Raw genomic sequence first — 19,869 nt, forward strand, 5'->3', positions numbered from 1 at the left:
GAGTAACGGGCCGTAGCGCGCCGCCCGCACGGAGCGAACCAGCAACAACCTTCCACCCCAACCCCGGAGCCTGCGAAGCGAGTACGGGCCGGAGCGTGCTGCCTGGACACAGCGAACCAGAAATACAACCCAGCCCGTGGAAAAACCGGTCCGCCGGCGCCGGATACCGCATTCTTACCTGTCCGGCGGCAGCGCATCCCGACTCCGACGCGGACTCACCGAGCTCCCATTGTGAACGGAGCCCGAGGCTGAAAGACCGAGCCCGGAAAATGAGCGTTCACACCGGATATGGATATTTCTCCGGGGATGAGGCCACCGCGCGGCGGGTGTGGAGGTCGTCGATGGTCGCCGCGTCGTAGCCGAGCTCGGTGAGAATCTCCCGGGTGTGTTCGCCGTACAGCGGTGCCGGGCGGTCCGGGCGGGTCGGGGTGTCGCTAAAGGTCATGAGGTTGCCGAACTGGCGAACCCGGCCGAGCAGCGAGTGCGTGTGCTCGGTGACCAGGCCAAGGCGCACCAGGTCCTCGTCGAACAGCAGGGTCTCGCCGTCGCGGGTGTCCGCGGAGATCTCGGCCGGCACCCCGGCCGCGTCGAGTGCACGTACCCAGGCCAGCGCCCGGTCCGCGCGGAAGGCCTCGGCGAGCAGCGCCGTGAGCTCGGCGCGGCGCTCTTCGCGGGCGGCCGGCGTGGCGAACCGCGGGTCGGCCGCGAGTTCGGCGAGGCCCAGCACCGCGCACAGCGCCTGCCAGTGCTCGGGGCGCACCGCGGCCAGCTGCAGCCAGCCGTCCCTCGTCTCGTACAGCCGGTAGAGGGCGCCGAGGCCGAGCTGCTCGCGGTCGAGCTCGCCACGCGGCGACGGGGTGCCGTCGGCGGCGAGCCAGGAGTCGGCGGTGTGCAGCATGCTGCCGTGCAGGATCGACGTCCACACCGACTGGCTCACCCCGGTGTTGGCGCGGTGGAACAGCGCGACCAGCACGCCGAAGACCGAGGGGATGGCGGCGGCGATGTCTCCGTGCCCGTAGCGGTACCACAGCGGCGGGTTGCCCGCGGGGACCGGACCCTGCTCCCATTCGATGCCGCTGGCCGCCTGGCCGAGCGGGTCGAGCCCGCCCAGGTGGGAGTACGGCCCGACCGGCCCGTACATGTACGTGTTGCAGTACAGGATGTCGGGTCGCACCGCCTTGCAGTGCTCGTGGCCGATGCCGAGCCGGTCGGCGATGCCCTTCTGCATGTTGTGGTGGACGACGTCGGCGGTCGCGACCAGCCGCAGCGCGACGTCCAGGCCCTCGGGCTTCTTCAGGTCGAGGGCGATGTCCCGCTTGCCGCGCTGGCAGCCCAGGAACGGGCCGACGTTGTGGTGGCGCATGCCGTCGCCGTGGATCGACTCGACCTTGATGACCTCGGCGCCGAGGTCGGCCAGCAGCATCGGCCCGAACGGGCCTGCGAGGAACTGACCGAAGTCGATGACGCGAATACCCTCGAGTGGCCCGGGCACGTCAGATCACTCCCTTCGCGCGCAGGTCGGCGAGCTCGGCGGTGTCGTGGCCGAGCGCGCCGAGCACCTCGTCGGTGTGCGCCCCGGCCGCGGGGCGCGGGCCGGCCACCACGGCCGGGGTCGCCTCGAGGAAGACGACCGGGCCTACCTGGGTGGTGGCGCCGACCTCCGGGTCGACGACCTCGACCACCGATCCGGTGGCCAGCAGCTGCGGATGGCCGAACCGTTCGTGGGGCGGCCCGATCGGCTCGGCGTTGCGGCCGGCGGCGTGAAGCTCCTCGATCAGCTCGGCGCGGTCGCGGCGGGCGAACGCCGCTGCCTTCTTCGTCTCGTGCGCGGCCCGCTCGGCCGGCGACATCGCGAAGACGACGGCCGGTTCGACGTCCTCGATGCCGAGGATGTCACCTTCGGTGCGGGTCGGCTTCCCGCCGGTCACCATCGCCGCGTGGATCCACTCGCCGTTCGCGCACTCGTAGATGCCGGCCTGGTGGATGGAGGGGAACGAGTTCGGCAGGCCGTGCTGACCGGTGTCGGTCCAGTTCCAGTTCTGGGTGGTCAGCGACATCGCCCCCGCGAGCAGCGACACCTCGACCCGCTGGCCCCGGCCGGTGCGCTGCCGGGCGACGAGCGCACCCATGATCGCCACGGGGACGAGGTACGCCGCGCCGAGGCTCGCCACCGGGCTGTGCTGGAACACCGGCCCGGGGCGGTGACTGGGCACCTCCCAGTGCAGCCCGGCCCGGGCCGACACCAGCGCGTCGTAGCCGGACCGGTCCGCGAAGCGGCTACCGGTCGGCCAGGCCGGGACCGCGCAGTAGACCAGCCGGGGGAACTCGTCGCGCAGGTCGGCGTAGTCGAGCCCGAGGCGGGCCATCGTCCCGGCGGCGAACGCCTCCACCAGCACGTCCGCGGTGGCGAGCAGTTCCCGCAGCAACCGCGCCCCGTCGGCGCTTTTCAGGTCGAGCGTCACCGAGCGCCGGCTGCGGTCGTAGACCACCGACGCGGGCTCGGCCCGCCCGGGCCGGCCACCCGGCGGCTCGATCTTGATCACGTCGGCGCCGTGCTCGGCGAGCTGCAGCACGCCGAGCGGCCCAGCGATCCCACCGGTCAGGTCCAGCACTCGAACACCGTCAAGAGCCTGCATGCGCCGCGCCTCGGCCTTCCGTCGAAGTGGTGGTCAGCTGCTCCGAGCCGGTCGCAGGTGCCGGTCGAGGAACGTGGTGGCGTCCGCCCAGGCCGCGCGGTCCGCCGTCTCGTCCCGCATCGGGCCCCACGGCGAGCTGAACGCGTGGCCGGCGCCGGCGTAGAGGCGGACGTCGGCGTCGACGCCCCAGCGCTCGATACGGGCCCTCAGCTCGTCGAGCAGYGCCGGGGGCACGACCGGGTCTGCGTCGCCGTAGAGGAACAGCGCCGGGCAGGTGAGCTGCCAGAGCAGGTCCAGCGGGTGCACGGGCGTGCGCGGGCCGAGCTCGTGGAAGCGAGGCTGGCTCGGGTAGTACAGGACCGCGGCGGCCAGGTCACCTCGCCCGCAGGCGGCGAGCCAGGCCAGCGTTCCGCCCGTGCAGTACCCCCACACGGCGACCCGGCGCGGGTCGACGGCCGGGTGGGCGCGCAGGGCGTCGACGGCGCCGGCCAGGTCGCGCGCGCCGTGGGTGAAGTCGAGCCGGTCGACGTGCTCGCGGACCTCGGTGAAGTCGTCGTAGGCCTCGGTCCTGGCCGGCCCCTGGCCGCGGTAGTAGTCGGGGACCGTCGACGCGTAGCCCCGGTCGGCGAGCCGTCGCTGTATGCCTCGGATGAACGGGTTGATCCCGTAGGCCTCCGCCCCGAGGACGACGCCGGGGAACGGCCCTGAGCCGGCCGGCGTGACGACCTGTGACGCCGGGCCGGGCAGGAAGCGCCCCGCGGCCGCTAAGTCGGACTCCACCTCGATCGGCCCACCTTCAGGCTCGGTCCAGCAGTTTTGGTGGCAGTGTCGCGACGTGAATACTAGGTCCGTCCCGCCCGCTCTGTCTCTGGTTCGCTCCGTGCCCGCACGGCGCGAACCAGACTCACGCGGGCGGCTGGCAGGCGCGGAAGCAGTCGTAGACGCCGCCCACGGTGCGGACGGCGGCGAGGACGGCGGCGAGCTGGTCCGGGCCGGTCACCTCGACGGTGAAGCGGGCATGGGCCACCCGGTCCTCCGACGTCGACGTCGACGCGGCGCGCAGGCCGGCGGCCGTCTCGGAGAGAACCTCCGTGATGTCGGCGAGCAGGCCGTACCGGTCGAAGGCCTCGACGCCGATCTCCGCGGGGAAGGTGTGCGTCTCCGGACATCGCCAGGACAGGACCTGTACCGGCTCCCTGACCGGGCCGGACGGTCCGGACGGCCGTGTGTTCGGGCATTCGGCGCGATGCAGCGTCACCGCGCTGTGGCCCGCGCTCTGGCTGGCGACGAAGCCGATGAGTCTGTCCCCGGGCAGCGGGAGGCAGCAGCGCGCGATCCGTACCGGTGCGGCGTCCGCCTGCCCCTCCAGTGACGCCACGCCCGCCCAGGCCGGCGTCGGCCGCCTGCCCACCACGGAAGCGCTGGCCGACCGCGCCTGGCGGCCCCGGCGCGCGCCGGTCGCGGAGTCGGCGTCCGAGCCCTCCGGCGCCGGCCGTGCGCCGGCCGCGGCTTCGGTGACGCCCATACCAGCGGCGACGGCGGCGGCGGCGCTGGCGACGACCGCCGCCTTGGTGGCCGTCGAGCCGTCCGCATCCGCACCCCCACTCGTGCCGACGACGCCTGGGTCGGTCACCGGCGTCGGCATCGGCACGGACGGCTCGCCCGCGGCGGGCGGCGGGCCCGCGGCCCGGGATGCGGGCGGGGCGTGGTCCAGGGCGGCCGTACCAGCCCGGACGGGCTCTCGCCGCGGGTCGGCGGAGGGCTCGGCGACCGGGGCGGGGATGCCGGTGGTGGGCGTGGGGCTCTCCGGCCGGCCACTGGTCTCGGCGTCCGCCCCGGCCCCGGCGGGGGCGGTACGAGTGGCGGCCGGCGAGGCGGGGGCGGTGACGGCCGGGGCGGGCACATCCGGGCTTGGCGACGCATGGCCGGACGGGACCGTCGCCTCGGCGGGCGGCGCGGCGGACGCGCCGCCCGCCGAGGCGACGGTCTGCCCGGCCACGGGCGTGGCCGGAGCCACGACCGGGGCCGGGGCCACCGGTGCGCCCATCGACGGTGAGGTGCCCGTCTCCGATACCGGCGGCTGGGTGCCCTGGGCCTCGGCGGCGTCGCGGCGGCCACGGGCGAGGCGGCGACGGATCCGTACTCGGGCGCGCGCGGTCCTGACGAACGACAGCCAGTCCTCGCTGGGCCCGGCGTGCGGCAGGTTCGACGTGAGGATCTCGACGACGTCGCCGTTGCGCAGCCGGGTGTGCAGCGGCACCAGCCGGCCGTTCACCCGGGCGCCGACCGCCCGGTGGCCGATGTCGGTGTGCACCGCGTAGGCCACGTCGACGGGCGACGACCGGGCCGGTAGCGCGATCGCCTTGCCCTTCGGGGTGAAGGCGAGCACCTCGTCGGCGTCCAGGTCGCTGGAGAGCGACTCGAGGAACTCCCCCGGGTCCTGCGCCTCGTCCTGCCAGTCGAGGAGGCTGTGCAGCCAGGCCAGGCCCTCCAGCCGGGCCCCGTCGGCGCCGGCGCCGACGGGGCGGGCGACGATGCCGGTCTCGGCGAGGACGTGCATCTGCCGGGTACGGATCTGGATGTCGACCGCGTGGCCGGTCGCGTCGGTGACCGTCGTGTGCAGCGACTGGTACATGTTGAACTTCGGTGTGGCGACGAAGTCGCGCAGCCGGCCCGGAACAGGCCGCCACAGCCCGTGGATCACCCCGAGCGCGGCGTAGCAGTCGCGGACGTCCTCGACGAGCACCAGCACCCGGACGATGTCGTAGAAGTCCCGGGGCTGCCGGCCGCGTTCCTGGGCGCGCTTGTGGATCGAGAACAGGTGGCTGGTGCGCACGGACACGTCACCGGCGATCTTCGCCTCGCCGAGGCCGGAGCGCAGCCGGGTGACGACCGCCGTGAGCTGGCCGCTCTCCCGCTCGGCGGCGATGAAGTCGTCGACGAGCATCTTCGTGCGCCGGTGCTCGTCCGGGTCGAGCACCTCGAACGCCCGGTCCTCCAGCTCGCGCTTGATCACGCTGACGCCGAGCCGGTGCGCGAGCGGGGCGAGGATCTCCAGGGTGACGCGGGAGATCTTGGCCTGTTTCGGCGGCGACATGAAGCCCAGCGTCCGCATGTTGTGCAGCCGGTCGGCGATCTTGATCAGTAGGACGCGGTAGTCCTTGGCCAGCGCCACGATCAGCTTGCGCAGCGTCTCGGCCTCGGCCGCCTCGCCGAAGCGCATCTTGTCCAGCTTGGTGACCCCGTCGACGAGGTTGGCCACCTCGCTGTCGAACTCCTCGGTGAGCAGCTCCAGGGTCGCCCTGGTGTCCTCGACGGTGTCGTGCAGCAGCGACGCGACCAGGGTCGTCGTGTCCACCCCGAGATCGGCGAGGATCTCGGCGACGGCCACCGGGTGGATGATGTACGGGTCGCCGCTGCGGCGCATCTGGCCGCGGTGGTAGAGCTCGGCGGCCTCGTACGCGCGCACGATCGCGCCGATCTCGGCCTTGGGGTGGAAGTCGCGATGGGCCTCGACGATGTCGCGCAGCTCCGGCGGGATCTGCCCGCCGCGGCCGGAGGCCACCCGGCGCGCCAGGTGCGCGAGCCGGTGGCTGGCCTGGCGGGCGGCCAGCAGCGGGCGCGCGTCCTCACCAAACGGCGTCGTCACCCCAGGCGACAGACTTCCCCCGGCCGGCAGTGCCGCCCGCGCCCCAGCGTCCATCGCCCCCGCCCTCCTCTACGGCGCCGCAGGCCTACGCCTGTACGCCAGATGTGACCCGGAAACAGTCGTAGACGCCCTCGATCCGGCGCACCGCGCCGAGCACCTGTCCCAGGTGCTTCGCGTCGCCCATCTCGAAGGTGAACCGGCTGATCGCCACGTTCTCACGGTTCGTGGTGACCGACGCCGACAGGATGTTGACGTGATGGTCCGACAGCACCCGGGTGACGTCGGAGAGCAGCTTCGCGCGATCCATCGCCTCCACCTGTATCACCACCAGGAAGACGGAGCCGCTGGATGGGGCCCATTCGACACTCACCTGCCGGTCCGCCGACGGGCTCGCCGGGTCGCCGACGTTGACGCAGTCGGTGCGGTGCACCGACACACCTCGTCCGCGGGTGACCAGGCCGGTGATCTCGTCACCCGGCATCGGCGTGCAGCACCGGGCCAGCTTCACCCAGATGTCGGACGCCCCGGAGACCAACACCCCCGGGTCGCCGGCGGAGCGGCGCAGCGGGCGGATCGGCAGCGCGGTGTCGGCGACGTCCTCCTCGGTCGCCTCCGGACTGCCCATCGCGGTGAGCAGCCGGTTCACCACCGCCTGCGCGCTGATGTTGTTCTCGCCGACCGCCGCGTAGAGCGCGCTCACGTCGGCGTAGCGCAGGTCCTTGGCCAGGCTGAGCAGGCCCTCACCCGTCATCAGCCTGGTCAGTGGCAGGTTGTGGCGGCGCAGCGACCTGGCGATCGCGTCGCGGCCCGCGACGACCGCGTCCTCACGGCGCTCGCGCGCGTGCCACTGGCGGATCTTGGAACGGGCCCGGGACGAGCGGACGAACGTCAGCCAGTCCTCGCTGGGCCCGGCTCCCTGTGCCCGGGAGGTGAAGACCTCGACGGTGTCGCCGTTGTCGAGTTCGGTGTCCAGCGTGACGATCYGGCCGTTGATCCGGGCGCCGACGCACTGGTTGCCGACGTCGGTGTGGACCGCGTAGGCGAAGTCGATCGGGGTGGAGCCCGCCGGGAGCGGGATGACGTCACCCTTCGGGGTGAACACGAAGACCTCGTCGGCCGGAGCCTCGAAGCGCAGGCTGTCGAGGAACTCGCCGGGGTCCGCGGACTCCCGCTGCCAGTCCAGGATCTGGCGCAGCCAGCTGGCCAGGTCCGGCTCGTCGCCGCCGCGGCGGCGACTCCTGGCCAGGTCCGGCTCGTCGCCACCGCCACCGCGGCGGCGGCTGGCGGCCCGGCCCTCCTCCTTGTACTTCCAGTGCGCGGCGATGCCGTACTCGGCCCGGTTGTGCATCCCGTGCGTGCGGATCTGCAGCTCGACCGGCTTGCCCTCCGGGCCGATCACGGTCGTGTGCAGCGACTGGTACATGTTGTACTTCGGCATCGCGATGTAGTCCTTGAACCGGCCCGGGATCGGCTTCCAGTTCGCGTGGACGGTGCCGAGGGCGRCATAGCAGTCGCGGACCGAGTCGACGAGCACCCGAATGCCGACCAGGTCGTAGATGTCGTCGAAGGACCGGCCGCGCACGACCATCTTCTGGTAGATCGAGTAGTAGTGCTTGGGCCGGCCGACGACGACCGAGGCGATGCCCGCCTCTGACAGGTAGGACTGCACCCCTGCGGTGACGTCGGCGAGGTAGACGTCCCGGCTCGGCGCCCGGTCCGCGACCAGGCGGACGATCTCGTCGTAGCGCTTCGGGTACAGCGCGGCGAAGGAAAGGTCCTCCAGCTCCCACTTCAGCGAGTTCATCCCGAGCCGGTGCGCGAGCGGCGCGTAGACCTCCAGCGTCTGGCGGGCCTTGCGCTCCTGGCGGTGCTCGGGCAGGAACCGCAGCGTGCGCATGTTGTGCAGCCGGTCGGAAAGCTTGACGACGAGGGCCCGCGGGTCGCGCGCCATCGCGATCACCATCCGGCGGATCATCTCCGCCTGCGCCATCTCGCCGGCGTTGACCTTCTGCAGCCGGCTGACCGCGTCGACGATCAGCGCCACCTGGTCGCCGAACTGCTCGCGGATCGCGTCGGCGGTGAGCGTCGTCTCCTCGAGCGTGTCGTGCAGCAGCGCGGCGCACAACGTCGGGACGTCCATGCCCAGGTCGGCGAGGATGCTCGCGACCGCGATCGGATGGGTGATGTAGGGGTGGCCGGAGGCTCGCACCTGCCCGGCATGCGCCGCGTCCGCCACCTGGAAGGCCAGCTGGACCGGCCCGATGTCGGCCTTCGGGTGGTTGGTGAGCAGGCCGCGCAGCACCGGGTCCAGCGCGGAGGGCGGAGTCTCGCGATGCGGGGAGAGGCGCGAGAGCCGGCTGCGCAGCCGGCGCGGCAGCGGCGGCGACTCGTGGCCCAGCCGGGGCGTCACCGGGGCGCCGTCCTCGGGCAGCTCGTCCGACACCGGCCCGCCGGCCAGGACACCACCGCTGGCCAGGACACCCCCGCCGACCGGTGCGCCCCCGCCGACGGCCTCGGTCTCGGTGACCGGACGGTCGACCCCCGCCGCGCCCGCCGCGGTGGCGCCCGCGTCCTCGCCGGGAGCGCGCTCGCCGGCGCCCTGGCTCCCGGTTCTGGGCAACCCACGACGCCGCTCCGGCGCCGGACCCGTCACGGGCCCGGGCGCCGGGAGCGGTCCGCCGCCGGTTATCACCGGGATTGCGTCGGGCACTGGCCTGCTCCTGCCGGAAAGTCTGACTTCGAGACTAACGCTGGGTTAGCCGCAGGCCTTCCGCAACCCAGCCAAGCCGACACCGAAGCCCCGGGATCATGCCTGGGTGGCCTCGGTGACGCGCGCGGCGGCCGTAAGGACGGCGGCGCGTGGCAGGTAGGGCAGGGCCCCGCTCGGCGGCGGGCGGCCCGCGGGCGGCGGGAGCGAGAAGCCTAGATCGACAGAAGGGTGGTCACGTTGAGTGACGGAATCTGGGTGCGGCCGGCCAGGAACGTGAGCTCCATGAGCACGGCGAGGCCGAGCACCTCGGCGCCGCCGTGGCGCAGCAGGTTGACGGCCGCGGCGGCCGTACCACCGGTGGCGAGGACGTCGTCGATGATGAGCACCCGGTCCCCGGCGCCGACGGCGTCGGCGTGCATCTCCAGGGTCGCCGTGCCGTACTCCAACGCGTAGGACTCGGTGACCGTGCGGCCGGGCAGCTTGCCCTGCTTGCGGATCGGGACGATCCCAGCGCCGATCCGGTCGGCGACCGGCGCGGCCAGCAGGAAGCCGCGGGCCTCGATGCCCGCGACCACGGTCGCACCGAGCCGTTCGGCCGTGTCGGCGAGCGCGCCGATCACCGCCCCGAAGGCGGCCGGGGTCGCCAGCAGCGGAGTGATGTCCTTGAACACCACGCCCGGCTGGGGGAAGTCGGGGACGTCGCGCACGTGGGAGCGCAGCGCCTGGGCCGCCGCCGCGAGGCCGGCGTCGGCCGCCTCGGGCGTCAGGGCGCTCGCCGCGGGAGTCTCGATGCTCGTCATGGCGCCTTCTTACCGTCGCCGCTTCCCACCGGGGCGACCTCCGCCGCGGCGCGGCGCGGCGCGGCCGCGGCCGGCCGGCTGGCCAGGGCGGGCACCCGGACGGCGTGGCACTCCCGCCGAGGCGGGTTCCCGTTCCTCGTCACCGACCTCGACGACGCTGGCGTCCGCCTCGCCGGCCGCCCCGGCCAGGCGGGGGGCGCGCGCCGCCGTGCCCGTGTTCTTGCCCGACGCCGCGGCTTCGGCCATCGCGCTCGTGCGCGCGGCGCTCGCCCGGGCCCGCAGCACCCGAGCCTGGAGGGCCAGAACCGCCGGCTCACGCTGCTTGAAGTCCACCAGCAGCGGGGCAGCGAGGAACAGCGACGAGTAGGTGCCCGAGGCGATACCGACGAACTGGGCGAGGGCGAGGTCCTCGAGCGTGCCCGCGCCCAGCAGGCCCGCGCCGACGAACAGCAGCGACGCGACCGGGATCAGCGCGATGAACGAGGTGTTCAGCGAGCGGATCAGGGTCTCGTTGAGCGAGTCGTTGGTCTCCTCGGCGTAGGTACGCCGGCTGGACGTCGCGATCCCGGCGGTGTTCTCCCGTATTCGGTCGAAGACGACGACGGTGTCGTACAAGGAGAAGCCAAGGATGGCCAACAGCGCGATGATCGTGGACGGCGTGACCTCGAACCCGACGAGCGAGTAGATGCCGAGAGTGACCACGAGGTCATGGATCAGCGCCACCATCGCGGCGGCCGCCATCTTCCACTCGAACCGGAACGTCAGGTAGAGCATCACCAGCACGAGGAAGATCACAAGGCCCTCGACGGCCTTTTTCGTGATGGTGGAACCCCAGGAGGCGCCGACCGTCGAGACCGCGATATCGGCGCTCTTCGCTCCGAAGTCCTCTGCCACCTGACTGGTGACTGCCTCGGCCTGGGCGTCGGTGAGCACCGGAGTCTGAACCCGCAGCTGCTTGCTGGTCTCGAGCTGCTGGATGATCGCGTCGTTCGGGTTCACCCCGGCCGAGTTCAGCGTGCCGCGGGCGTCCTCGACCGAGTGGCCGTTCGCCGGGAACTGGAAGACGGCGCCGCCGGAGAAGTCGATGCCCAGCGAGAAGCCGCGCACGATCATGCTGACGATGCAGATCACCAGCAGGACACCCGAGAACAGGTACCAGATCTTGCGCCGGCCGATGAAGTCGAACCAGAACTCGCCGCGGTAGAACCGGGTGATCGCCGACATCTCAGGACTCCCGCTTCTGTCCGGGCCTGGCGGCACGCGCCCCCGGCCGGGGGCCGGAAGCCACTCCTGGCGGCGCTCCCTGGGCCGGGGTGCCGCCGCCTGGTGCTCCGCCACCTGGTACTCCGGCGGCCGGTACGGTGCCGACCCGGCGCGAGAGCCGGGGCCGCTCCTTGCCGTCGGTGCTCCCGCGTTTCGCCGGGGTGAGGCCCGACCACTTCGGCGAGTTGAACAGCCGGCGCCGGACCAGCAGGGTCACCAGCGGCCTGGTGAAGATGAACACGATGACGACGTCGGACAGCGTCGAGAGCCCCAGGGTGAAGGCGAAGCCGCGTACCGACCCGATGGAGACGATGTAGAGCACCGCGGCCGCGAGGAACGAGACCGTGTCCGCGGACAGGATGGTGCGCCGCGCGGCCGGCCAGGCCCGCTCGACCGCCGCCCGGGTGGTCCGGCCCTGGGCGACCTCGTCCTTGATGCGTTCGAAGTAGACGACGAAGGAGTCAGCCGTCACGCCGACCGAGAGGATCAGACCGGCGATGCCGGCGAGGGTGAGCGTGAACCCGATCGCCTCGCCGAGCAGCGTGACCGCGGCGTAGATCAGCACGCCGCTGACCGCGAGCGAGGTGATCACGACGACGCCGAGCAGCCGGTAGTAGAAGAACGAGTAGAGGATCACCAGGGCGAGGCCGATCCCGAGCGCCAGCAGGCCGCCCTTGAGCTCGTGCCGCCCGAGCGTTGGCGAGATCGACTCCGCCTGCGACTTCTCGAACGACAGCGGCAGTGCGCCGTACTTCAGCACGTTGGCCAGGTCGTCAGCGTCGGACTGGGTGAAGCTGCCGGAGATCTGGGCGGAGCCGGGGATGCGCTCGTTGGTCGTCGGCGCTGACTGCACGACGCCGTCGAGCACGATCGCCACCTGCTTGCCGATCGTGTCCTCGGTCAGCTTGGTGAACTTGTTCTGGCCCGAGCCGGTGAAGTCGACGTTCACGACCCACTGGCCGGTGTTGACGTTGGTGGTGCCGCCGCTGGACAGCAGGCCCGCCGACGCGGTCTTGACGTCGGTGCCGATCACCTTCGCCGGCTTGAGCAGGTACTTGACCTGGCCGGTCCGGTCGCACGCGGCGGTCCAGTCCCCCGGCGCGTCGGTGGCGGCGGCGGAGCCGCGTACCTCCGACGGGGCACAGGTCAGCTCGTCGTACTTCTTCTGGACGTCGGCGGGCGGCGTGTTCGCGTCGGCCGCCGGGCTGGCGCTCGGCGTCGGCGTCGCGGACGGGGTGGCGCTCGCGGACGGCGTCGAGGTAGGCGTGGGCGTCGGGGTGGCGCTCGGTGTCGCAGCCGCGGCCGGGCTCGCGGACGCCGAGGCCGACGCCGTCGCGCCGGCGGTCGGCTGCCCGCTCGCCGGCGCGAGCGTCGAGCCGGCCGACGGCGAGGCCGACGCGCCGGCGGACGGGGTGGCCGTCGGGCTGGGAGCCGGTGCCGCGGCGCCGGAGGTGACGACCTCACGGAACCGGAGCTCGGCCGTCTGGCCGACGAGGTTGACGACGTCGGAGCGCCCGCGGCCGGGCACCGAGATCTCGATCTGGTTGCCGTTGCGCTTGACCTCGGACTCGGCGACGCCAAGCCCGTCGACCCGCTGACGGATGATGTCGATCGCCTTGTCGACGGCGCCGCTGTTGACCTTCTGGCCCGCCTGCGTCGACTTCGGCGTGAGGATGACGCTCGTGCCGCCCTGCAGGTCCAGGCCGAGGCGGGGCGTGAACGTCCCGGTCAAGGCCATGATCCCGTACAGCACCACCAGCACACCGGCGAGGGACCCCAGCCGGAGCCAGAACGGCCGCATCTCGCGCGACCGTGTCGACCGACGTGCCAACGGATGTCCCTTCATGACCGCCGGGTCGACGATGATCCCGGCCGGAGCCCAACGTATCCGACGAGCGACGGGATGGGGACGTTGGCCGCCCAGCCCGCGCCGGATGGGTCGTTCTTCTTACGACGCAGGGACGCCTACAGTTCCTTCTTCGGCTTGTCCGCGTCATCGGGCGCCGGACGGTCCTCGCTTGCCGGCTCGCCCGAGGGCTCCGACGTCGCGTCCGCGGCCGTCCCGGCCGGCGATCCGTCGGCCGTCGGCGTGTCGTCGTCCGGAGTCTCGGCCGTGTCCTCGTCGACCTCGGTGGTCGGCGAGCTCACGATCCGGCCGATCGCGCCCCGGCTGAACCGGCACACGACGTCCGGCGCGATCTCCAGGAGCACATCCTGGCCGTCGACCTCGACGACCGTCCCGTAGAGCCCGCCGCGGGTCATGATGAGGCTGCCCGGGCCGAGCTTCGACTGCTCCTGCTGGGTCGCGCGCGATCGCCTGCGCTGGATCGTGAAGAAGTACACCCCTACCAGAATGATCAGAAGCGGCAGTAGCCAGCTGCCGGCGCCGCCACCGCCACCCTTGTCGTCGGCCGTGGTCTCGCCGGCCGCAAACGCGGCGGTCGCCAGTACGTGCACGTCCTGCCCTCCTCGGTGTCGCGGCCGATCGTACGGCGGTCCCGTGACCGGACGCTCCGCGCCCCAGACCTACCAGATCGCTACGCGATCCGGCAGGGACCCCGACCAGGCGCCGCCTGTCGGGCGCGCAGCGCCCTCCCCGAATGGTTCCGGGTCAAGGCGTATGACGATCGTTGGCCTGGTCGCGGGTGGGCGACGTGGCCGGGTTGGTACTGCGCCGATGCGCCGTCACGTTCTGTGGTTCTGTTGCGCGCATTGCCCACCAACGCGACGCCTCACCAACCGTGCGGCCTGACGTCCGAACCCAGGCCACGCCCAAGGGGCCGGTTGGGCGGTGGGATGACTCAGTTGGCGTCGGCGTCGGCCTCGAAGCCCGGTTCGAACAGGGGGGCGGGGATGGCCTGGGAGCGGCCCAGCGGGTCGGCCGGGGGGTCGTAGCCGAGGTGGGCGAAGGCGGCCGGGGTGGYGACCCGGCCGCGGGCTGTCCTGGMGAGTAGGCCGGCGCGCAGCAGGAACGGCTCGGCCACGTCCTCCACGGTCTCCGGCTCCTCACCCACCGACACCGCGAGCGTGGTGAGCCCGACGGGGCCGCCCCCGAACCGCTTGACCAGGGCGGTGAGCACCGCGCGGTCGAGCCGGTCGAGCCCGAGCGGGTCGACGTCGTACACCCGCAGCGCCGCCCTCGCGACCTCCAGGGTGATGACCCCGTCGGCACGCACCTCGGCGTAGTCGCGGACCCGGCGCAGCAGCCGGTTGGCGATCCGAGGGGTGCCGCGGGAGCGCCCCGCCACCTCGACCGCCCCCTCTGGCCTGAGCTCCACCCCCAGCAGCCGGGCGGACCGGGTGAGCACGGCGGTCAGCTCGTCCGCGTCGTAGAAGTCGAGATGGGCCGTGAAGCCGAACCGGTCGCGCATCGGCCCGGTCAGCAGGCCCGCCCGGGTGGTCGCGCCGACCAGGGTGAACGGGGCGACGTCGAGCGGGATCGCGGTCGCGCCGGGGCCCTTGCCGAGCACTACGTCGACGCGGAAGTCCTCCATCGCGGAGTAGAGGAGCTCCTCGGCCGGGCGGGCGATCCGGTGGATCTCGTCGATGAAGAGCACCTCGCCGGGCGCGAGCGACGTGAGGACGGCGACCAGGTCACCGGCCCGCTCGATCGCGGGGCCGCTGGTGAGCCGCAGCGGCACCGCCAGCTCCTGCGCGATGATCATGGCAAGGCTCGTCTTGCCGAGGCCCGGCGGCCCGGACAGCAGCACGTGGTCCGGCGGGCGCCCCCGGCCGCGCGCACCGGCCAGCATGATCGACAGCTGTTCCCGTGCCTTGCGCTGCCCGACGAACTCCGCCAGCGTCCGCGGCCGCAGTCCCGCCTCGAACGCACGCTCCTCGGCGTCCGCCGCGGTCGCGGCCGCGACGAGCCCTTCCTCGCTTCCCATGTGCCCCACTGTCCCGTACGCCCCCTGCCGCCTAACGCGGCCGCAGGACGGCGAGCGCGGCGCGCAGCAGCGCGGAGACGTCGCCGTCCGGGCCGTCGCCGGTCGCCGCCACCGCGTCCTGCGCCTCGCGGGTCGAGTATCCAAGGCCGACGAGCGCGTCCGTCACCTGCTCGGTCGCGGTCCTCGGGGCGGGCATGATCCGTCCCGAGGCGCCGAGGCCGGCGCGCGGCGCCGCGCCACCCACCGGCGGGCCGAGCTTGTCCTTGAGGTCGAGCACGATCCGCTGGGCGCCCTTGCGGCCGACGCCGGGCACCTTCGTCAGTGCCGCCAGGTCCTCCTCGGCGACCGCGCGGCGCACGTCGTCCGGCGCCAGCACCCCGAGGACCGCCTGGGCCAGCTTCGGCCCGACTCCGCCCGCGGCCTGCAGAGTCTCGAAGACCTCCCGCTCGTCGGCGTCCGCGAACCCGTAGAGCGTCAGCTCGGTCTCCCGGACCACCAGGGCGGTCGCGAGCCGCGCCGGCTCGCCGACGACGAGCCCGGCGAGCGTCACGGGGGTGCACTGCACCAGGAGTCCCACCCCGCCGACCTCCACGACGGCCGCCGTCGGCGACACCGACAGCACCGGCCCGGCGACGGACGCGATCATGTCGGCCCCCCGGCCGGCGGCGTCGCGAGCCGGGCGGCGCGGGCAGCCCCCGCGCCGGCCGCGGCGGCCCGCACCCTGGCGAGCGCGGGCCCGCGCCAGACATGGCACAGCGCGAGCGCGAGCGCGTCGGCGGCGTCCGCCGGTCTCGGCGGCGCCGCGAGGTCGAGCAGCTTAGTGATCATGAAGGTCACCTGGCTCTTGTCCGCCCGGCCGCTGCCGGTGACGGCGGCCTTGACCTCGCTCGGGGTGTACAGGGCGACCGGCAGGCCACGGCGCGCCGCGAGCACGATCGCGACCGCGCCGACCTGCGCGGTGCCCATCACCGTGCGCACGTTCGCCTGGGCGAACACCCGCTCCACCGCGACCGCGTCCGGGCGGTGCCGGTCCAGCCAGGACTCGATCTCCAGCGAGATGTCCCGCAGCCGGATCGCCACGTCCTCATCCGCCGGCGTCCGCGCGACCCCGACCTCGACCAGCGTCGCGCGCTGCCCAGCACCCCCGCCGTCCACAACCCCAAGCCCGCACCTGGTCAGCCCGGGATCAACACCGAGCACCCGCACCCGCCGAACCTCCGCCCAGGACAAGAGCGTTCACCGAGATAGCGAACGCCTGTTCGGATCCTAGTACGGGACGGTTCGGACATCGCCCGACACGCCGCCGGGCAGCGACTCCCGCCGTCAACCCGCGACGAGCTCCATGACCTCGTCGGAGATGTCGRCGTTGAACCAGACGGACTGGACGTCGTCCAGGTCCTCGAGGGCATCGACGATCTTGAGCACCTTGCGGGCGGGCTCGGCCTCGAGCGGCACGCTGACGCTCGGGAGCCAGGAGATCTCGGCGGACTCCACCGTCAGGCCGGCGTCCGTCGCCGCGACCCGCACCGTGTGCAGGTCGGTGGCCTCGGCGACCACCTCGAAGGCCTCGCCGAGATCGTTGACCTCGTCGGCGCCGGCGTCGAGAACCGCCAGCAGCACGTCGTCCTCCGTCAGCCCCGCAGTCTTGGTGACCAGCACGACGCCCTTGCGGTTGAACAGGTAGGAGACCGAGCCCGGGTCGGCGATCGTGCCGCCATTGCGGGTGACGGCAACCCGGACGTCCGAGGCGGCCCGGTTGCGGTTGTCGGTGAGGCACTCGACCATCACGGCGACCCCGCTCGGGCCATAGGCCTCATAGGTGATCGACTCGTAGGTCACGCCACCGGCCAGCTCACCGGAGCCGCGCTTGACCGCCCGCTCGATGTTGTCGTTCGGCACGGACTGCGACTTCGCCTTCGCGATCGCGTCGGCGAGGGTGGGATTACCGGCCGGGTCACCGCCGCCGGTCTTCGCGGCCACCTCGACCGTTTTGATCAGTTTGGCGAACAGCTTGCCACGACGGGCGTCGATGACCGCCTTCTTGTGCTTCGTGGTCGCCCACTTGGAGTGACCGCTCATGCTTGCCCCTCTGTTGACCCAACGCCTCTGGCGGCGCGACGACGCAGCACGCGCGCACCTCCTTCGGCCAGTCCGTCGGCCCGGCCGTCCCCGGCACGGGAACCTTCATGATCCCACATGGCCAAGGGGTGCGCGAGAACGGCGGAGCCATGCGCGCCCGAAGGCCGAGTTCTGGTTGTCCGGGCCGGCGGGCACCGTAGCCGGCCGACCGGTGAACGTCGTGTTTCCTCCTACCATCTTTACCGCGACTGGCCCACCGCCCCCCGCGGCCGGCGTCGACCAGGCGTCGTGAACCGGGCATTGGAGGCATGGCACCAGGCACCAGGCACCAGGCGGCGAACGCCGTTAGCCCGGCGCGCGCCGCCGGGTCACCATGTCGACGAACAGCTCGTGCATTCGGGTGTCCCCCGTCAGCTCCGGGTGGAACGACGTCGCCATCAGATGCCCCTGCCGGACCGCGACCGGATGTTCCCCGACCCTGGCGAGGACCGTCACGCCGTCACCGGCCTTCTCGACCCACGGCGCGCGGATGAACACGGCGTGCAGCGGCGGGCCGACCAGGCCCTCGACCTCCAGGTCGGCCTCGAACGAGTCGACCTGCCGGCCGAAGGCGTTGCGCCGCACGACGACGTCGAGGCCGCCGATGAGCGGCTGGTCCGGCCGGCCGTCGAGCACGTCCTGAGCGAGCAGGATCATCCCGGCGCAGGAGCCGTACACCGGCAGGCCGTCGCCGACCGCCGCCCGCAGCGGCTCGAGCAGCCCGAAGATCCGCAGCAGCCGGCCGATCGTCGTCGACTCCCCGCCCGGCAGCACCAGCCCGTCGACGGCGGCGAGCTCCTCGGGCCGGCGCACCTCGACCGCCTCCGCCCCCACCGCGACCAGCGCCCGGGCATGCTCCCGCACGTCCCCCTGCAGCGCCAGCACGCCGATCCGGACGCTCTCCTCCGAAGAACTCACCAGCCGCGGTCGGCGTAGCGGGCGGCGGGGGCCAGCTCGCTGACGTTGATGCCGACCATGGCCTCGCCGAGGCCGCGGGAGACCTTGGCGATCACGCCCGGGTCGTTGTACATCGTCGTCGCCTCGACGATCGCCCGCGCCCGCTTCGCCGGGTCACCGGACTTGAAGATGCCGGAGCCGACGAACACCCCGTCCGCGCCGAGCTGCATCATCAGCGCCGCGTCCGCCGGGGTGGCGATGCCTCCCGCGGTGAACAGCACGACCGGCAGCTTGCCGAGCCGGGCGACCTCCGCGACCAGGTCGTACGGCGCGCGCAGCTCCTTGGCGGCGGAGTAGAGCTCCTCGGCGGGCAGCGCCGACAGCCGGGCGATCTCCGCGCGGATGGTGCGCATGTGCACGACGGCGTTGGACACCTCGCCGGTGCCCGCCTCGCCCTTCGAGCGGATCATCGCCGCGCCCTCGGAGAGCCGCCGCAACGCCTCGCCCAGGTTCGTCGCGCCGCAGACGAACGGGACGGTGAACGCCCACTTGTCGATGTGGTGGTGCGGGTCGGCCGGGGTGAGCACCTCGGACTCGTCGACGTAGTCGACACCCAGCGCCTGGAGCACCTGCGCCTCGACGAAGTGCCCGATCCGGGCCTTCGCCATGACCGGAATGGAGACGGCCTCGACGATGCCCTGGATCATGTCGGGGTCGCTCATCCGGGCGACGCCGCCCTGGGCGCGGATGTCAGCCGGGACCCGCTCGAGCGCCATCACGGCGACGGCGCCGGCGTCCTCGGCGATCTTGGCCTGTTCGGGCGTGACCACGTCCATGATCACACCGCCCTTGAGCATCTCGGCCATGCCGCGCTTGACGCGCGCGGTGCCGGCCTGCCTCGCTGGCCCGGCGGGCGCGGGGACTCCGGCGGGCGTTTCAGCTGGCGTGGCTCCGGCAGGCATGGCGATCCGTCTCTCTCGGGTGTCCTCGTCACGGTCATGCGTTCTGGTCATGTCCCGCACCGGTCCGGCTCGCGGCCGTACGGCCGCGAGCCCCCGTCGTCCCGAGGGCCGCGGAACTCGCGCGCTGGTCGGACGGGCGGGGCCCGGAGGCCCAGTCCAGGGCCGCGCCCCGTGTCCGGACCCTGTGTCCGGACCCTGCGTCCGGTCGCGACTCCCCGACCTCGACCGGCCCTCACCGGCCGGGCGGACATACCAATCCCATGGTACGGCCGACCGGCGCGCTTCAGCCTCGCCGCAGCGCGTCCCGCTGATCACTCCGGGTGCCTGGCGTTCGCCCGGACGTCAGATGGCCGGGTCCGCGACCACCTCGGTCGGGCGCTCGCGACCCGGACCTCCCAGATCGCTTCGCGATCTGGCGTGGAGCCCCCCGCCCCACCGCGCCGGCAGGGCATCGTCGATCTCGAAGTAGGCCGGCAGCGGGCGGCGGCTGCCCAGGCGCGTGACCCGCACCAGGCGCCGGCCCCGCAACGCGCGCAGATCGCGCACCGCGTCATTGTGCAGCTGGCGGGCGAGCGCCACCCGGGCCGCCGCCGAGTCGACGGCGTGCAGCAGCTGCGGCGCGCCCTGGCCGGCGGTGCCCACCTCGGGAGCGCGCAGGGCGCGGCTGAGCTCGTTCTCGGTGTCCTCGACACCGGTGTCCAGCGCCGCGCCGGCCCGCAGCGCCGCGTGCCCGGCCAGCGCGCGCTCGGCCGCCGCGGTCAGCGGCAGGAGCCCGCGGCTTTCGGCCAGTGCCACCGCCGCCCCCGCGCGCGCGGCCAGCTGGGCGGCCAGCCCGGCCTGGGCCGCGTCCACCCGGACGCCGAGCCGGTCGAGGCGGCGCGCCATCCAGGTGAGGTAGGTCGCGATCGCCACCACGACGGCGACCACGGCCACGACGACTGTCATTC

16 protein-coding genes are annotated in these 19,869 nt (G+C 73.0%); all 16 read right to left on the reverse strand.

Features of this window, described 5'->3' with window-relative positions:
- Positions 1 to 277: 277 nt before the first annotated feature.
- A complete protein-coding gene (locus tag BCD49_RS05750; RefSeq protein ID WP_007519697.1) occupies positions 278 to 1,492 on the reverse strand; it encodes a CaiB/BaiF CoA transferase family protein in 1,215 nt (404 codons plus the stop codon).
- A gap of 1 nt (position 1,493) precedes the next feature.
- Positions 1,494 to 2,636 (reverse strand): CaiB/BaiF CoA transferase family protein, encoded by a 1,143-nt coding sequence (locus BCD49_RS05755; RefSeq protein ID WP_007519695.1) that lies wholly within the window; start codon positions 2,634 to 2,636, stop codon positions 1,494 to 1,496.
- Between the two features lie 33 nt (positions 2,637 to 2,669).
- Entirely contained in the window at positions 2,670 to 3,416 is a 747-nt protein-coding gene (locus tag BCD49_RS05760; RefSeq protein WP_007519693.1) for a dienelactone hydrolase family protein, read from the reverse strand.
- A 124-nt stretch (positions 3,417 to 3,540) separates the two neighbouring features.
- Entirely contained in the window at positions 3,541 to 6,339 is a 2,799-nt protein-coding gene (locus BCD49_RS05765; protein ID WP_071041241.1) for a RelA/SpoT family protein, read from the reverse strand.
- Between the two features lie 31 nt (positions 6,340 to 6,370).
- Positions 6,371 to 8,995 carry a RelA/SpoT family protein gene (locus BCD49_RS05770; protein ID WP_083401276.1) on the reverse strand — a complete coding sequence of 875 codons (2,625 nt, stop codon included), beginning with the start codon at positions 8,993 to 8,995 and terminating at the stop codon, positions 6,371 to 6,373.
- Positions 8,996 to 9,207: 212 nt separating this feature from the next.
- Complete coding sequence (locus BCD49_RS05775; RefSeq protein WP_007520026.1) at positions 9,208 to 9,795, reverse strand: adenine phosphoribosyltransferase; 588 nt, start codon at positions 9,793 to 9,795, stop codon at positions 9,208 to 9,210.
- Positions 9,796 to 9,804: 9 nt separating this feature from the next.
- A complete protein-coding gene (gene secF / locus BCD49_RS05780) occupies positions 9,805 to 11,019 on the reverse strand; it encodes a protein translocase subunit SecF (RefSeq protein ID WP_007520027.1) in 1,215 nt (404 codons plus the stop codon).
- A 1-nt stretch (position 11,020) separates the two neighbouring features.
- Positions 11,021 to 12,859 (reverse strand): protein translocase subunit SecD, encoded by a 1,839-nt coding sequence (gene secD, locus BCD49_RS05785; protein WP_007520028.1) that lies wholly within the window; start codon positions 12,857 to 12,859, stop codon positions 11,021 to 11,023.
- A 164-nt stretch (positions 12,860 to 13,023) separates the two neighbouring features.
- The gene (gene yajC / locus BCD49_RS05790; RefSeq protein WP_007520029.1) at positions 13,024 to 13,515 is read right to left on the reverse strand and encodes a preprotein translocase subunit YajC; all 492 of its coding nucleotides are present in this window, start codon (positions 13,513 to 13,515) and stop codon (positions 13,024 to 13,026) included.
- 344 nt (positions 13,516 to 13,859) lie between these two features.
- Positions 13,860 to 14,945 carry a Holliday junction branch migration DNA helicase RuvB gene (gene ruvB / locus BCD49_RS05795; RefSeq protein ID WP_071041242.1) on the reverse strand — a complete coding sequence of 362 codons (1,086 nt, stop codon included), beginning with the start codon at positions 14,943 to 14,945 and terminating at the stop codon, positions 13,860 to 13,862.
- Between the two features lie 31 nt (positions 14,946 to 14,976).
- Complete coding sequence (gene ruvA / locus BCD49_RS05800) at positions 14,977 to 15,591, reverse strand: Holliday junction branch migration protein RuvA (protein ID WP_071041243.1); 615 nt, start codon at positions 15,589 to 15,591, stop codon at positions 14,977 to 14,979.
- On the reverse strand, positions 15,588 to 16,151 hold the full coding sequence (gene ruvC / locus BCD49_RS05805; RefSeq protein WP_071041244.1) for a crossover junction endodeoxyribonuclease RuvC: 564 nt from the start codon (positions 16,149 to 16,151) through the stop codon (positions 15,588 to 15,590). Before ruvC ends, ruvA begins: the two co-directional genes overlap by 4 nt.
- Before the next feature lie 117 nt (positions 16,152 to 16,268).
- Positions 16,269 to 17,024, reverse strand: coding sequence for a YebC/PmpR family DNA-binding transcriptional regulator (locus BCD49_RS05810; protein ID WP_071041245.1), 756 nt, complete (start codon positions 17,022 to 17,024; stop codon positions 16,269 to 16,271).
- Between the two features lie 345 nt (positions 17,025 to 17,369).
- Positions 17,370 to 17,981, reverse strand: a complete 612-nt coding sequence (gene pdxT / locus BCD49_RS05815; protein ID WP_007520606.1) for a pyridoxal 5'-phosphate synthase glutaminase subunit PdxT — start codon at positions 17,979 to 17,981, stop codon at positions 17,370 to 17,372.
- Positions 17,978 to 18,922, reverse strand: coding sequence for a pyridoxal 5'-phosphate synthase lyase subunit PdxS (gene pdxS / locus BCD49_RS05820; RefSeq protein WP_007520608.1), 945 nt, complete (start codon positions 18,920 to 18,922; stop codon positions 17,978 to 17,980). The genes pdxT and pdxS overlap by 4 nt, the downstream gene beginning before the upstream one ends.
- A gap of 342 nt (positions 18,923 to 19,264) precedes the next feature.
- Positions 19,265 to 19,867, reverse strand: coding sequence for a hypothetical protein (locus BCD49_RS05825; protein WP_051466383.1), 603 nt, complete (start codon positions 19,865 to 19,867; stop codon positions 19,265 to 19,267).
- Positions 19,868 to 19,869 lie beyond the last annotated feature (2 nt).

This window comes from Pseudofrankia sp. EUN1h, from assembly GCF_001854645.1.
Lineage (GTDB): Bacteria > Actinomycetota > Actinomycetes > Frankiales > Frankiaceae > Pseudofrankia > Pseudofrankia saprophytica.

Coding starts and splice junctions, on each gene's coding strand:
- BCD49_RS05825 (WP_051466383.1), bottom strand. CDS start 19,867: ATGACAGTCGTCGTGGCCGTGGTCGCCGTCGTGGTGGCGATCGCGACC.
- pdxS (WP_007520608.1), bottom strand. CDS start 18,922: ATGCCTGCCGGAGCCACGCCAGCTGAAACGCCCGCCGGAGTCCCCGCG.
- secF (WP_007520027.1), bottom strand. CDS start 11,019: ATGTCGGCGATCACCCGGTTCTACCGCGGCGAGTTCTGGTTCGACTTC.
- BCD49_RS05775 (WP_007520026.1), bottom strand. CDS start 9,795: ATGACGAGCATCGAGACTCCCGCGGCGAGCGCCCTGACGCCCGAGGCG.
- BCD49_RS05765 (WP_071041241.1), bottom strand. CDS start 6,339: ATGGACGCTGGGGCGCGGGCGGCACTGCCGGCCGGGGGAAGTCTGTCG.
- BCD49_RS05755 (WP_007519695.1), bottom strand. CDS start 2,636: ATGCAGGCTCTTGACGGTGTTCGAGTGCTGGACCTGACCGGTGGGATC.
- ruvA (WP_071041243.1), bottom strand. CDS start 15,591: ATGATCGCGTCCGTCGCCGGGCCGGTGCTGTCGGTGTCGCCGACGGCG.
- secD (WP_007520028.1), bottom strand. CDS start 12,859: ATGCGGCCGTTCTGGCTCCGGCTGGGGTCCCTCGCCGGTGTGCTGGTG.